Origin of the sequence: Rheinheimera sp. KL1 (assembly GCF_001275035.1) — a bacterium.
GTDB lineage: Bacteria > Pseudomonadota > Gammaproteobacteria > Enterobacterales > Alteromonadaceae > Pararheinheimera > Pararheinheimera tangshanensis.
Genome location: NZ_LAMX01000014.1, coordinates 45,131 through 60,325, shown reverse-complemented (window position 1 = coordinate 60,325; position 15,195 = coordinate 45,131). Strand labels below are relative to the sequence as shown.

The following is a 15,195-nucleotide window of genomic DNA, read 5'->3' as shown; positions in this document are numbered from 1 at the left end:
GCTTTATGAAAATTATAATTCTGGGTGCAGGTCAGGTGGGTGGCACTTTAGCGGAAAACCTGGTTGGTGAACAAAACGACATTACTGTCGTCGACACCAATATTGAAAAGCTGCGCGCCCTGCAGGACAGATACGATTTGCAAGTGGTGCATGGTCATAGCGCGCACCCGGATATTCTAAAACGTGCTGGTGCGGAAGACGCCGATATGATTATTGCGGTCACCAGCAGCGACGAAGTGAATATCGTCGCTTGCCAGGTGGCTTACAGTATTTTTAACACACCGCTGAAAATTGCCCGTATCCGTACCAATCAGTATCTGAAATACCGCGATCAGTTGTTTAACAAAGACGATATGCCAGTCGACCACTTTATCTCGCCAGAAACGCTGGTCACTGACTACATCAAACGTCTGATTGACTACCCTGGCGCTTTGCAGGTGGTGGAATTTGCCGAGGGGCAGGTCAGTTTAGTTGCAGTAAAAGCCTATTACGGTGGTTTATTGGTAGGTCATGCCTTATCCACCTTGAAACAGCATATGCCACATGTAGATGCCCGTGTTGCCGCTATCTACCGTCGTGGTCATGCCATAAAGCCTTTAGGCACCACTGTAATAGAGGCGGACGATGAAGTATTTTTTGTCGCCGCCACTAAACATATTCGCGTTGTGATGAGCGAGCTGCAAAAGCTGGAGAAAAGCTATCACCGCATTATGATCGCTGGTGGTGGTAATGTCGGTTATGGTCTGGCCCGTGCTTTAGAGAAAAACCACAGTGTCAAACTAATAGAACGCAGCAAAGAGCGTGCCGAATACCTGTCCAGCGCTTTGGATAATACAGTGGTGTATGTCGGTGACGCGTCAGACCCAGAATTATTAGAAGAAGAAAACATCGAGCAGGTGGATGTGTTTTTAGCCGTCACCAATGACGATGAAGCCAATATTATGTCAGCCATGCTGGCCAAACGTATGGGCGCACAAAAAACCATGGTGCTGATTAAACGCGGCGCTTATGTAGATTTACTACAAGGTGGCGAAGTCGATATAGCGGTATCACCACAACAAGCCACTATTTCAGCTCTGCTGACTCACATCCGTCGTGGCGACATAGTGAACGTTTACTCACTGCGCAGAGGCGCAGCTGAAGCCATTGAAGCTGTGGCTCATGGCGATAAGTCGACATCCAAAGTAGTAGGTCAGGCCATAGGGCAGATTAAACTACCGCCTGGAGCGACTATAGGTGCCATAGTGCGTGGCGAGGAAGTGTTAATAGCCCACGATAGTTTGGTGATTGAAACCGATGACCATGTGATTTTGTTTTTAGTTGATAAGAAATACATCACAGAAGTAGAACGTTTATTTCAGGTCAGTGCGATATTTATTTGATGCTAACACCGCAGGGCGCGGTTTATCCGCGCCCTTCTAACATTCCAAATTGAAACCAAAAACATTGGTTGGCAAAGGTTCTGCCTAAGGCATTGTGGTTGCAGCAAGGCGACAAACGAAAGAGTCTCCCGGAGCATAGTTGTCTATGCGACTGGAGCTATTGAGTGCAGTCAACGCCGCTATAGCCGCAAGGACAACGGTAGAATTAGTCCTTCCAAAAGGCTGCAGTAAACAGTACTAACAAAGTAAAAATCTCTAAACGCCCAAAGATCATGGCCACCACCAAAATCCACTTGCCAGCATCAGGCACTGACGCAAAGTTGGCAGCAACCTCCCCTAAACCCGGACCTAAGTTATTTAAACAGGCCGCTGTGGCGGTAAAGGCGCTGATATTGTCCATACCTACTAACAGCAGTGACAACATAATCACCACAAATACAAAAGCATAAGCAGCAAAAAAGCCCCAAACCGCTTCAACTATCCGGTCCGGCACAGGCCGTCGGCCCAATTTGATCGAGTACACAGCACGAGGATGCACTAAACGGTTCAGCTCTCTTTTACCTTGCAAAAATAGCAGCAATACCCGGACTACCTTTAAACCACCGGCAGTAGAACCAGCACAACCGCCAATAAAACTGGCGAAGATTAACAGTATTGGCAAAAACAGCGGCCAGCTGGAAAAACTTGCAGTAGAAAAACCTGCAGTCGTCGACATAGACACAGCCTGAAACAAGCCATGATTGAGCGCACTGAACCAATCCGGATAAATTTGTTCTTCGACCAGCACCAGAAAACAAATCAGCATCAATGCCAGTTGAATAGTGATAAAAGCTTTTAGCTCAGGATCACGCCAGTAAGTTTTAATATTTTTACCGCGTATAGCTGCAAAATGCAGCGGGAAATTGACTGAGCTGATCAGCAAAAACACTGCACAAATCATATTGATACTGACGCTGTTAAAATAACCAATGCTTGCGTCATAGGTTGAAAAACCACCAATGGCCACAGTGGAAAATGCATGGCAAATGGCGTCAAACGCACTCATACCTGCAACATAAAAAGCAAAAGCACAAGCAACTGTGATACCGAGATAAATAAACCACAGATGCTTAGCGGTATCTGCAATACGGGGGGTCATTTTGTTGTCTTTGACTGGACCTGGGGTTTCAGCCCTGTACAACTGCATGCCCCCTACCCCTAACATCGGCAATATGGCAACAGCCAGAACTATGATCCCCATGCCACCAAACCATTGCATCTGCTGGCGATAATACAAAATAGCTTTGGGTAAACTTTCTAACCCGGTCAGTACTGTAGCCCCAGTGGTGGTTAAGCCAGAAAAAGACTCAAACATACTGGCGGCCAGATTCATGTCAGGTTGTTCCGCCAGCCAGAATGGTAAAGCCCCTACGGCACCTAATACAGTCCAGAACAATACGACAATTAAAAAGCCTTCCCGCACTTTGAGTTCAGACTTTTCATAACGATTCGGGTACCAGACAACAAACCCAATCAATAAGGACAGGAAAAAGGACAAGATAAAAGGCACACCAGCACCGTCCTGATACCAATAGGCAATAAAAGCCGGAGGAACCATGGTGATACTGAAGATTGCGATCAGCAGACCTAAAATCCGTATAATGGAACGGTATTGCATCAGGAGTCCTGCTCTGACGGGTTATGCCAAATCAAGGTGGCTTGAGGTTCTTTTAGTCTGAGTATGGTCTGCATAAACTGCTGTTCAAATTCCTGTTGGTCGCTTTGAGCTATACGTACAATTAACCGCACTTGCTGCTCAAACTCTTGCTGGTCTATCAGCCAGCGATGTTGCCATTGACGTTGTATGGCTTCAAAAACTGCATAAGGCACAGACAAACTGGCCCGCTGCCGTATGGGTATAAATTCGCGCTCTGCCAGCGTTAGCGCTTGCCGCACCGCATCACTATAAGCGCGAACCAATCCGCCAGTACCTAGCTGAATGCCACCATAATAGCGCACCACAGTAGCACAAAGCCCTACCATGCCAGAACCTTGCAACACCGCCAACATAGGTTTGCCAGCGGTACCTGAAGGCTCCCCATCATCACTGAAGGCTTGTGGCTGCCCCGTTGCTCTGGCTGGCAACAGCATAGCACTGCAGACATGAGCTGCTTGTGGATGTTGTTGTTTTTGCTGGCGAATAATCTGCTGGCCTTCAGCCAGACTCTGTATAGGCCATAAAGTACATAAAAAACGGCTGCGTTTGATTTCTTGTTCAAACAAAGCCGTTTTAGCCAATACCCAACAACCGGACATCAAAATACCTTAAGCCAGTTTCAGCTCTCGGGTCATATTTTCATTGCGGTCTTTGTGCACTATGACGTTATCTTCAATACGAATACCACCGTATTTACGGAATTCAGCGACTTTATCCCAGTTTACAGCTTTACCATAGGCAGTCGCTTTTAAATCCGCCAATAAGGAGTCAATAAAATACAAACCAGGTTCTATGGTAAAGACCATATTGGCTTCAACCAGACGCGTTGTGCGCAGGAATGGATGATCGGTTGGCGCTGCGACATGGGTGCCGCGTTCATCCGCCATAAAACCACCAACATCATGCACCTGCAACCCTAAGTGATGGCCTAAACCATGCGGGAAGAAAGTACGGCTGATACCGTTTTCAACTATGCCTTCAGCCGACATGTGCACAAAATTAAAGTCAGCGAGAATTTTCGCTATATGCTGATGAGCTTCGATATGTAAATCCGGGTATTTGATACCAGGTTTTAAGCCATCCACTAACTTCAGCTCAATATCCGTCATCGCATTGATCAGAACTGCGAATTCGTCATCTAAAAAGCTATAAGTGCGGGTAATATCAGCAGCATAACCATGGAAACTGGCACCAGCATCTATTAAAAACGAGTGGAATTGGTCTGGCTTTTTACGCTCTAACGCAGTGTAATGCAAAATAGCCGCATTTTGATTCAGTGCGATGATATTGCCATAAGGTACTTCGTTTTCGCCCTGACCCACTGCAGCCAGATACGCCAGCTGAATATCAAACTCTGAACCACCCGCCATAAAAGTGGCTTTGGCAGCATTGTGCCCTGCGACTGCAAGACTATTCGCCTGACGCATACAAGCAAGCTCATAGTCAGTTTTATAGGCGCGATGGTAATGCAGATAACTGATCACGCCCTCAGGGTTAATTTCGCTAAAACCTAAAGCAGTTGCGACTTCAATATGCTCACCCAGATAGGCCATGCGGCCTTTGTCATAAGGCAAAATACGTTCAACCTGATTGGCTTTTTCCAGAATCTGAATATCAAAAAAACCAGACCAGAATGAATCAGGAGCATCAGGTACTTTATGCCAAAAGTCTTTCGGCAGATAAAAAGCTAGTTTAGGTTTATTCACACCATCGACAATCAGCCAGCAATTCGGGTTGTCTACCACGGGGATCCAGGCTTTAAACAGCGGATTGACTTTAAAAGGGTAATCCATGTCATCGAGAAACTGACGCTTGGCCTGACCTGAGTGGATCACTAAAGCATCCAGATTCTCACGGGCCAACACGGCTTTAGTACGTTGCTGCAGAGTAAACAAATGAGCGGCGTAAAGTTCTTGATAAGCTGGACGCATAAATTCGGACCCCAATAAACAGTTATAAATTCAAACCAATAGTACCATGAGAACCTTAGCCCTCTATCCCCACCCGCATGTCTGCCAGAGGCTCGAAAACATGCTGATTCTGCTGCATTTTTAAACTGTAGATCTGGTAGTACATCATGACGTTTTTGACATAGTCACGGGTTTCTTTAAAAGGAATAGTTTCTACCCAGATATCCAGCGGCACTGAACCATCTTTCGGGATCCAGGACTTCACCCTACTAAAACCAGCATTGTAAGACGCCGTGGCGAACACCACATTATTGCCGGTATTTTTCATCAGATAATTCAGATAGTAAGTACCGTAGTTAATATTGGTGACCGGATTATACAACTGCTCAACCGGTACACGACGGCCGGTAATATGTTTAGCTGTTGCCGGCATAATTTGCATCAGGCCATGAGCGCCAACAGGAGACTTGGCCGTTGGAATAAAAGTACTTTCACGCCGTGCTATCGCCATAGCCCAGGCTGGATCGACCTTAGCTTTTTTAGAATAAGTCTGAATTTCTTTGTTAAAGGCCATAGGGAAACGTAAGTCGACATCATCCCAATAACCAGCTTTGGCCAGTGCCACTATAGCGTTGTCGTACCAACCCCACTCATACGCCAACTTAGCGGCACTGTATTTTTGTAAATCAGTCCCATATTGCTGCAAATGTGTCAGTTCACGTTTAGCCGCGTTAGGTCTTTTGATGGCTTGCCATTCTTTCATCCTGCGCACTGGTGCACTACTTTTAAAAGCTAAAAAATCAGTAGCCGATACTGGCACTGGTTTATGCGCCAGGCTGGGTGGCTGACCTAAATGAGCTGCTGCCAGATAACCGTAATAACTGCGCAGCTTGGCCAACTGCTGATAAATATGCACTGAAGATTCTTTTAAGTTTACCTGCTGATAAGCACGGGCTAGCCAGTACTGACTGGCGTCTTCTTTTGCCAATTTTTCAGGTAATGCTTTTACTGCTTCAATCACGCCATACCAGTCTTTTTTCCGCAGCAGACTGGCTAATTGCCATTGCACAAACAAGGTGTCTTTATATTGATTCGGCACTATGGCAATAAATTTATCAGCACGAGGGTCGTTTTTACTGGCTAAAGCTATAGCGATTTGACGAGCAGTCACAGCCCGGTTTTCATTACTGAAGGCCGGGTCGTGGGCAAATCTGTTCCAGACTTCAATGGCTTGATCTGGCTTTTTCCAGACCAGCTTTTGTATGCCATAAGCGGCTAAATCACGCTCCAGCGGGCTGCGTAATGAAAGAAAATTTTTGCGATACACCAGTGCAGGATTATCCATTACCTGAACCCACTTTTCGGCCAGATACTGTTGATTCTTCGGTAACAAGCTACGCAAATAAGGCAACATACGCTGATTATCAGCTTTTACTGCCGCTAATAATCTTTGCCAAACGGCTTCAGGCGTGCGCTGACCGGCTTTACGCCAACGATCAAACAGAGGGTCACATTCATCAGGACGGGTTTTACCAACAGCCCATAAGTCACGCACAGCAGGCCATACAGCAGCAGGCTTTTCCAGCACCAGCCGCATTTCCAGTGCCTTACAATCCAAGCTCACATCCGAGCCATATTGATAGTTTTTCAAAAAGAGCTGAGCTTGTTTGCGATCAGCCAGATAAATCAACCAGCGTTTGCGTAAAGTACGCTCCAATGGCGTGCCCTGATGCTCCTGCATAAAACGCACGACCGCATTGGTGTCATCCAGCGATTTACTGAGCCACTCCAGCTCCAGATAAGGCTGCAATGGATAAGCCGCCATCTCTTTTAATACTTTTTTCGCCTGAGCATCGGTCAGTTTATGAATATTTTTTTCAGCCAGCTCAAAACGCTTACGCATGCCCTCATTGATGGCATGAGCCGGGAACACAACGGATAAGGCGGCGGTTGTCAGCAACCAAAGCGATGGACGGAAAATAGAGGAGAAACGCCACATACAAATATTTACCACCTATAGTTACAGAGACATCTATCGCAAATTCAAACAAGTGTTTAAATAACGGTTGAAATTTTTACTGAACCGCGACACACTGAGTCTGCAATAGACTCATCTTACCAGTTGCAAATAAAAGCAACAGTCCACCCTATCGGACGAAGGAGAACATTCATGATCTACCAGAGTAACAGCATCACCGTCGCCTATCTGGCAGATGGTATTGCCGAGTTTACCTTTAATGCTGCCGGTTCAGTTAATAAATTTGACCAACAAACCTTAGCAGATTGTCGCGCCGCTTTGAATCTGCTGCATGCAGATAAAAGCCTCAAAGGCGTGATTTACACCTCAGGAAAAGACGCTTTTATCGTAGGCGCCGATATTACTGAGTTTTTAGGTACATTCCAGCAGCCTGAAGCTGAACTTATCCCCTGGATCAAATCTGCCTCTGACGTCTTTGACCTGGCGGAAGATTTACCAGTTCCAACCATTGCTGCTATTCGCGGTTTTGCCTTAGGTGGCGGTTTCGAATGGACCTTAACAGCAGACTACCGTGTGGCCGATACCACAGCCAAAGTAGGTTTACCTGAAGTGAAACTGGGCTTAATGCCAGGTTTCGGCGGTTCAGTGCGTTTACCTCGCATTATTGGTGCTGACGGTGGTATGGAATGGATCACTACAGGCAAAGAACGTGGCGCTGACGCTGCGTTAAAAGAAGGCGCTATTGACGCCGTAGTTGCACCGGAAAAATTAAAAGATGCTGCGCTTTCCATGCTCAAGGATGCCATAGCAGGCAAACTGAACTGGCAGAAAAAACGCGCCGCCAAATTACAGCCACTGAAGCTGAATAAAATTGAAGCCATGATGAGCTTCAACACCGCCAAAGGTATGGTATTTGCCAATGCAGGTAAACATTACCCAGCTCCTATGGTGGCAGTAGAAACTATTGAAGCCGCAGCCCGTTTAGACCGTGCTGGTGCTGTAGCTTTAGAAAACGCTGCTTTTGCCAAACTGGCAAAAACTACAGCAGCTGCTGCCCAAATTGGGTTATTCCTCAATGACCAGTTGATTAAAGGCAAAGCGAAAAAAGCCGCCAAAACAGCGACCAAAGAGATTAAAAAAGCAGCCGTTTTGGGCGCAGGCATTATGGGTGGCGGTATCGCTTACCAGTCTGCACTCAAAGGTGTGCCAGTGGTCATGAAAGACATAGCCGACAAAGCTTTAGAGCTGGGTATGGGCGAAGCCACTAAACTACTGAACAAACAGGTTGAACGCAAAAAGTTAGATGCTGTTGGCATGGCAAAAGTGATTGCCAGCATCCAGCCTACTCTGAGCATGGAACCGGTAAAAAGCGTTGATATAGTGGTTGAAGCTGTTGTTGAAAACCCAAAAATCAAAGGCGCTGTATTAAAAGAAGTGGAAGAGCTGGTAGCGGCCGACGCCATTATTACTTCCAATACTTCAACCATCTCTATTGATTCTTTAGCGTCCAACTTAAAAGACCCAAGCCGCTTCTGTGGCATGCACTTCTTTAACCCTGTGCACCAAATGCCATTGGTTGAAGTCATTCGTGGTAAAGACACCAGCGAAGAAACAGTAGCTGCAGTAGTGGCTTACGCCGCACGTATGGGTAAATCCCCTATTGTGGTCAACGACTGCCCTGGTTTTTATGTAAACCGCGTGTTGTTCCCGTACTTTGCAGGGTTTAGCAAACTGGTATTAGACGGTGCTGACTTTGCCAAAGTAGACAAAGTGATGGAAAAAACCTTCGGCTGGCCTATGGGTCCGGCCTATTTGCTGGACGTAGTAGGTTTAGATACCGCTTTCCACTGCACAGACGTGATGGCTGCTGGTTTCCCAAGCCGTATGGGTAAAGTAGAAAATGACCCTGTTGCTCTGATGTATCAGGCGCAGCGTTATGGTCAGAAAAACGGTGTGGGTTTTTATGCCTACAGCAAAGACGCGAAGGGCAAGCCGAAAAAAGACTCTGATGCCGTTGCTTATGAATTGCTGGCTAAAGCTGGTAGCACTGCTGTGGAATTCAGCGCGGACGACATTATTGCCCGTTGTATGGTGCCAATGATTAACGAAGTGATCCGCTGCTTAGAAGAAGGCATTGTCGCTACAGCTGCCGAAGCAGACATGGGCTTAATTTACGGTTTAGGTTTCCCTCCATTCCGTGGTGGTCCGCTGCGTTATGCCGACACCATTGGTCTGGCGAACTTTGTGGCTTTAGCCGACAAATACGCCCATTTAGGTGAAATCTATCAGGTAACAGACAAAACCCGCGCCATGGCAGCTTCTGGTGCCGTGTTCTACCCGGTTTAAGGCGGAGAGAAACAAATGAAACAAGCAGTGATCGTTGATTGTATCCGTACCCCTATGGGTCGCTCTAAAGCAGGTATCTTCCGCAACGTGCGTGCCGAAGAGTTATCCGCTTATGTAATGGCCGCTTTGGTTGAACGTAATCCGGCTTTAGATCCAGCCGAAATTGACGACGTGATCTGGGGTTGCGTGCAACAAACTCTGGAACAAGGTTTTAATGTCGCCCGTAATGCCGCTTTATTAGCAGGTATTCCGCATTCAGTACCGGCTGTGACGGTCAACCGCCTTTGTGGTTCATCTATGCAAGCCTTGCACGACGCAGTACGTGCCATTCAAACTGGTATGGGCGATGTGTATTTAATTGGCGGCGTGGAGCATATGGGCCATGTGCCTATGACGCACGGTGTGGATTTCCACCCTGGTTTAGGCAAAAACATCGCCAAAGCCTCAGGCATGATGGGCTTAACAGCTGAACTCTTAGGTAAACTGCATGGCATCAGCCGTCAGCAACAAGATGAGTTTGGCGCCCGCTCGCACCGTTTAGCCTATGAAGCCACGCTACAGGGTCGTTTCAAAAACGAAATTATCCCGGTGCAAGGCCATGACGCTGATGGCGTACTCAAAGTATTTGATACTGACGAAGTGATACGTCCGGAAACCACAGTAGAGGCTTTAGCCGCTTTACGTCCGGTGTTTGATCCGGCCAATGGTACTGTGACTGCTGGTACTTCTTCAGCTTTATCAGACGGTGCTTCTGGCATGCTGGTAATGAGCGAAGAAAAAGCCAAAGCTTTAGGCTTAAAAATCCGCGCCAAAGTCATTGGCATGGGCGTGGCTGGTTGCGACCCGTCTATTATGGGTTACGGCCCGGTTCCTGCCAGTAAAAAAGCCTTAAAAGCTGCTGGTATCACTATTGCTGATATCGACTACGCCGAGTTAAACGAAGCTTTCGCTGCTCAGGCTCTGCCTGTGATGAAAGACTTAGGTTTACTGGAAGTAATGGACACCAAAGTCAACTTAAACGGTGGCGCTATAGCCCTCGGTCACCCATTGGGCTGCTCAGGTTCACGCATCAGCACAACGCTGATTAACGTACTGGAAGACAAAGGCGGCAAATACGGCTTAGCCACTATGTGTATCGGTTTAGGCCAGGGTATAGCGACAGTGTTTGAGCGTGTAGAGTAATATCGTTTTTAGATGTTCGCTATTGAATAAGAGGGTTGGCTTCGGCCAGCCCTTTTTATTATATTCAGCCTAAGTTAGCATATGCGCCATTTCTCACGTGGAACCTGAACTATGTCGAACCCTGAACAGTTATTCGCAGCAGCCGATCAACAGCTGGATACTTTAGGTTTACGTTGCCCTGAGCCTGTGATGCTAACCCGCTTGGCGATTCGCAAAATGACGGCTGGCCAGACGCTACTCATTACCGCAGATGACCCAGCCACAACCCGTGATATTCCAGCTTTTTGCCGTTTTATGGAGCATGAACTGGTGGCAAGCGATACCAGTAGCGAGCCTTTCCGCTATTTAGTGAAAAAATCCGGCTAAACATTCAAAGCACCGCAAACACTTTTAACGACCTTTTTCCGCCCTTTATTGACCACTTTCTGCCCTTTATCGGTTCGCACTGTAAGGGCCAATGCCGCTACGCCACACTGCCTGCATCAAAACATTTAACCACTGATAAACAAGGTGAAACACGATGCAACAGACTCACAAAATTTTTAACCAGACCAACTTAAACCTGCTGCTCATCACAGCGCTGACGGCTTTAACCATTAAAACCCAATGGCTGCCCAGCGATAGCTCCACAGTACGCGAACTGAATGTGCAGCGTATTAATGTGATGGAGCCCAGTGGTCACCCACGTTTGGTGATAGCCAATACAGGCCATTCGCCTAAAGCCATTAAAGATGGCAAAGAGTTTTTTGATCCGGGTCCACGCCCAGGCATGATTTTTTACAATGACGAAGGCTCAGAAAACGGTGGTTTTGTATTCCGTGGTTTTGAAAAAGACGGCAAAGTCGAACATGGCCTGCATTTATCTTTTGATCGTTACAATCAGGATCAAAGCCTGGCACTGCAACACGTGGAACAGGACGGTATGCTGATCACAGGCCTGAACGTAATAGACAGACCTCAATACCCTGTAGACGATTATATGCAGCTTATGTTCGCCGCAGAAAAAGGTGATGCGGAGGCTGCAGCCAAAATCAAAGAATTGGAACAACTCCACCCAGATATTCATGGTAACAGACGAGCTTTTTATGGCACATTAAACAAAAAGGCGATGCTGCAACTGAATGATCCACAAGGAAATAAACGAATTGAAATGGCCGTGGGTACAGATGGTAAACCTCAACTGGTGTTTTATGCTGAAGATGGCAGCGAGCTGCTGCGTTTACCAGAAGCAGTGCAGGTGAGCCAATGAAACAGCTAAAAACCTTTGTACTGTTATTGGCCTTTTCCTATGGCTTGATGTTGTACCTGGCGCTGCTGCAAACCATGCCTGGGCAACCGCTGCAGTTCCATGCCGATGCCCCGCTGTGGCTTACCTTGCAGGCCGCTTTATCACTCTGGTTAAGCCGTAAGTTAGATACTGTGCTTTGGGCTAAACGTGCTGCGGCTTCACTGCTGCAGCGTTACATTCAAAGCTTTGGCCTGAGTTTACTGATTTTTGTTGGCCTGATGACCGGTATTCAGCTTTTGATAGATACCGCCACTAGTCAGCCCTTTTTGCTGCAGCAATATCTGCGGGTTGGCCTGATGTATCTGCTGGTGCATAGCTTAATAGCGGGTGCAGATTTGTTATGGCAGGCCTTAAAGCGCCAGCAACAACAGCAACTGGAGCTGATGCAAGCACAGCAGCATAACCAGCAGTCCAAGCTGCAATTACTACAACAACAGCTGGACCCACACTTTTTATTTAATAATTTGAATGTGTTATCGGTACTTATTCATAAAAACCCGGATCAGGCCGAGCAGTTTCTTGACCAGTTTGCCGATATTTACCGCTACCAGTTGCAACAAGGCAGTAAAAATCTGGTGTCTTTGGCTGACGAACTGACTTTTGCACAACAGTATATGACGCTATTGGCACAACGTTTTCCAGCCAGTTTTCAGCTACAGATCTCTGTAGAGCAAGAACAACAAAGCAATTATCAATTAGTGCCCTGCAGCTTGCAGTTACTGCTGGAAAACGCGGTAAAACATAACAGCGCATCAGCTGAACAACCTTTGGTTATTCAACTGGAACTGCAACAAAGTCAGTTAATAGTACGTCACCCACTACGGCCCAAGGCCTTTGCTCAGGCAGGTACAGGCACTGGTTTAACTAACTTATCAGACGTTGTTTGGCCTTGCTGGGTAAGCCGATAGAAATCATTCAAAACGACGAATTTATAGTGAAAGTGCCGCTGCAGCATGGCGCTTGAATTAGCAGCACAAGCAAGGATTCGCCATGAAAGTACTGATTATTGAAGACGAGCAATTAGCGGCAGAAAAACTAATGGGTTATCTGAAGCGGTATCAGCCCGACGCCGAAGTGGTCGCTCAGCTTAGCTCTGTAGCCCAGGTACTGGAGTTTTTCGGAGCAGATCCAAAAGCTTCACAGCTGGATTTAATTCTCTCTGATGTGGAGCTGATCGATGGTCAAGTATTTACTGCGTTAGAGCAGCTGGATTTGCCTTGCCCAGTGCTATTTACCACGGCTTACGATCAATACTGGATGCAGGTGTTTCAGTACCAGGCAGTGGATTATTTACTCAAACCCTTCTCCTACCCCAGATTCGCCGAAGCTATGCTGAACTTTGCCCAACTTAAACATAAGTTGCAGCAGCCTGCTCTTGCGACTATTGCAGCTCCGGTTTACAAAAAGCGGTTTTTATTACGCAAAGGTCAAAGCTTAGCTATTTTACCAGTCGCTGATATTCTGCTGATCCGCGCCGCCAATGGTGTATTACTGGCTACAGATAAACACAATAGCGTGCATATACTGACGGAAGCCAATTTAGGCGATATAGAAAACCAGCTCGACCCAGCCGAATTTTTCCGGCTAAACCGCAGCGATATCCTGCATATCAGTAGCATCTTGCAGGTAGAGCCATACAACAAAGAGTCAGTTGCTGTAGTGCTTAGCTGTGATAAAGAGCCTGCTATCAGCAGCAAAACCAGAACGGCGCTGTTTAGGAAGTGGTTAAATCAGTGATTAAAAATTTTCTATGGTAAACATATGAATTACGAAAATAAGGCAAGAAGAATTAGAGCCGATCTTTCAAAGTACACAACTGCTTCAGTAGTAAACGAACTGTTAAATTCTTTACACGATAAAACGCCGATTGAACATGAAGGCATGAGACGGGCATGGCTTTTGTGTTTAGCATTAGACTGGACTCTGGAATTACAGCCAACATAAGGAGCCATTAAGATAGATCGTGCTTCTATGGACAAGATATTAAACAAGATATGGAATCTTCAGTCTTACGCTTCCGATATATCAGCTGAATCTTACGAGTTGCCGTTAAGAGCGATGATGATCCAACAGCTAGAGTTTCAAAGACCTAAGAGTGAACATCTTCTTTTCATGTTTCGTCTACATAACATTCTATTTAGATCTGGTAAGACAGAAACCCTAGTACAAGATTTTGAGTCGATCACTGGGCTTAAACTTATCGATTACTTCGCACTTGCTATTTGGACTCACCATATTTTTATAAATAAGCAAACAAGTGTAATACCTTATGAAAGTATCATTGAAGAGCTTTATCCTGGGTATAGCATTGATCAATTATCTAAATTTTTTTTAGAACCTTGGCGGAACACTACCTGAGCTTAAGAGACTATATGAGAAACCGAGCGATAGAAAATTGTTTAAATACGAATACTTTTGCGAGCCGGCAAGCCTACAACGTCCTTTTTTATTTTTACCTAAAGGTCTATCTACGCCGCACTCTTACGTCCTGTCAAAGGGTGTATGTGAATTCGTTCTGAGGCGTTTAAAATCTTCGGATCCAGAAAGGTTTAAGAACAAATTTACCGTAGCTTTTGAAGAATACGTTAGTGACATACTAAAGAATCTAAATCCTTCGATGCTGAGAGAAACTGAAATTCAGGCAATCTATGCTTCAAAAAACGTCTCAGGAAAATGCGTTGACTTTCTACTTCACGAAGGTAATAACATCTTTCTGATAGATGCTAAGTGCGCTGAGCCACAACCCAATGTTCTTTCAAGTGATAATCCATTACACATAGCAGATCGTATAAAAGAAAATATGCTCAAAGGCGTTCAGCAAGTTGGTGAAACTATTAAAAACTTGGAAAAATTGGATTACGCCAACCTTCCTGATATTGACCATCGTTACTCTGTCATCGTTACTCATCAAGACTTCTACATTCGAAATCTAAGCAAACTCACAGCTTACTTAGGCGAAGATAAATCAAGGAAATACAATGACAGTACTTCTGGCTCTATCAAGCAAGAAAAGTTAATGTTCATCAGTATCGACCACTTTGAAGCCGTCGCAATAATCTGCAAAGCAGCGAATCGCAGTATTTCTGATTTTATTTCGTTTGTTGTCGATGCAGAAAAGAGTCATATAACTGAGTGTTTTGCAATGATTCAATACATTGAAAAATATGCTAAAAGTGTTGGAGTGAAGCGTTCTTTTCGTGAATCATCACATTTGCGGTCTAGCCTTGAATCAGGGCGAGAAAATCTTGGCCATGCCTTAAACACAAGTAAAAACTATTGGCGAAACAAAAATAGTGACGAAGGAATAAGAGCCTTCATAAGGGCGTATCACGAACTAAAGTCTGAGCTATTAAAGGCACAGCCAAATTTATTGGTTTAGTACCATTTTAAAGATAAGGCCAGCGTAAACCCTG

13 protein-coding genes are annotated in these 15,195 nt (G+C 45.8%); 9 read left to right on the top strand and 4 right to left on the bottom strand.

Translation table 11 applies throughout. From position 1 onward, the window contains the following. Window positions 1–5: 5 nt before the first annotated feature. Window positions 6–1,382 (top strand): Trk system potassium transporter TrkA, encoded by a 1,377-nt coding sequence (gene trkA / locus WH43_RS07315; RefSeq protein ID WP_053423984.1) that lies wholly within the window; start codon window positions 6–8, stop codon window positions 1,380–1,382. Window positions 1,383–1,587: 205 nt separating this feature from the next. Here trkA and WH43_RS07310 read toward each other — a convergent pair whose 3' ends face one another. From WH43_RS07310 to WH43_RS07295, 4 genes are read right to left on the bottom strand one after another with little or no spacing between them, the layout of a single operon-like run. Next, window positions 1,588–3,039, bottom strand: a complete 1,452-nt coding sequence (locus WH43_RS07310) for a TrkH family potassium uptake protein (RefSeq protein WP_053423983.1) — start codon at window positions 3,037–3,039, stop codon at window positions 1,588–1,590. Further along, complete coding sequence (locus WH43_RS07305; protein ID WP_053423982.1) at window positions 3,039–3,677, bottom strand: IMPACT family protein; 639 nt, start codon at window positions 3,675–3,677, stop codon at window positions 3,039–3,041. Before WH43_RS07305 ends, WH43_RS07310 begins: the two co-directional genes overlap by 1 nt. A gap of 9 nt (window positions 3,678–3,686) precedes the next feature. Beyond that, entirely contained in the window at window positions 3,687–5,009 is a 1,323-nt protein-coding gene (gene pepQ, locus WH43_RS07300; RefSeq protein ID WP_053423981.1) for a Xaa-Pro dipeptidase, read from the bottom strand. Window positions 5,010–5,064: 55 nt separating this feature from the next. Then, a complete protein-coding gene (locus WH43_RS07295) occupies window positions 5,065–6,987 on the bottom strand; it encodes a transglycosylase SLT domain-containing protein (RefSeq protein ID WP_053423980.1) in 1,923 nt (640 codons plus the stop codon). A gap of 171 nt (window positions 6,988–7,158) precedes the next feature. Here WH43_RS07295 and fadB point away from each other — a divergent pair, with 171 nt between their 5' ends. From fadB to WH43_RS07255, 8 genes are all read left to right on the top strand, one after another. Further along, window positions 7,159–9,312 (top strand): fatty acid oxidation complex subunit alpha FadB, encoded by a 2,154-nt coding sequence (gene fadB, locus WH43_RS07290; protein ID WP_053423979.1) that lies wholly within the window; start codon window positions 7,159–7,161, stop codon window positions 9,310–9,312. 15 nt (window positions 9,313–9,327) lie between these two features. Further along, on the top strand, window positions 9,328–10,494 hold the full coding sequence (gene fadA / locus WH43_RS07285; protein ID WP_053423978.1) for an acetyl-CoA C-acyltransferase FadA: 1,167 nt from the start codon (window positions 9,328–9,330) through the stop codon (window positions 10,492–10,494). Window positions 10,495–10,605: 111 nt separating this feature from the next. Next, window positions 10,606–10,860: a sulfurtransferase TusA gene (gene tusA / locus WH43_RS07280; RefSeq protein WP_053423977.1), complete on the top strand. Its 255-nt coding sequence runs from the start codon at window positions 10,606–10,608 to the stop codon at window positions 10,858–10,860. 154 nt (window positions 10,861–11,014) lie between these two features. Then, entirely contained in the window at window positions 11,015–11,743 is a 729-nt protein-coding gene (locus WH43_RS07275) for a hypothetical protein (RefSeq protein WP_053423976.1), read from the top strand. Continuing rightward, window positions 11,740–12,690 carry a sensor histidine kinase gene (locus WH43_RS07270; protein ID WP_053423975.1) on the top strand — a complete coding sequence of 317 codons (951 nt, stop codon included), beginning with the start codon at window positions 11,740–11,742 and terminating at the stop codon, window positions 12,688–12,690. The genes WH43_RS07275 and WH43_RS07270 overlap by 4 nt, the downstream gene beginning before the upstream one ends. 82 nt (window positions 12,691–12,772) lie before the next feature. Next, window positions 12,773–13,519: a LytR/AlgR family response regulator transcription factor gene (locus WH43_RS07265; RefSeq protein WP_053423974.1), complete on the top strand. Its 747-nt coding sequence runs from the start codon at window positions 12,773–12,775 to the stop codon at window positions 13,517–13,519. 234 nt (window positions 13,520–13,753) lie between these two features. Then, a complete protein-coding gene (locus WH43_RS07260; protein ID WP_053423973.1) occupies window positions 13,754–14,140 on the top strand; it encodes a hypothetical protein in 387 nt (128 codons plus the stop codon). 37 nt (window positions 14,141–14,177) lie between these two features. Beyond that, window positions 14,178–15,161, top strand: a complete 984-nt coding sequence (locus WH43_RS07255) for a hypothetical protein (RefSeq protein WP_152342802.1) — start codon at window positions 14,178–14,180, stop codon at window positions 15,159–15,161. Window positions 15,162–15,195 lie beyond the last annotated feature (34 nt).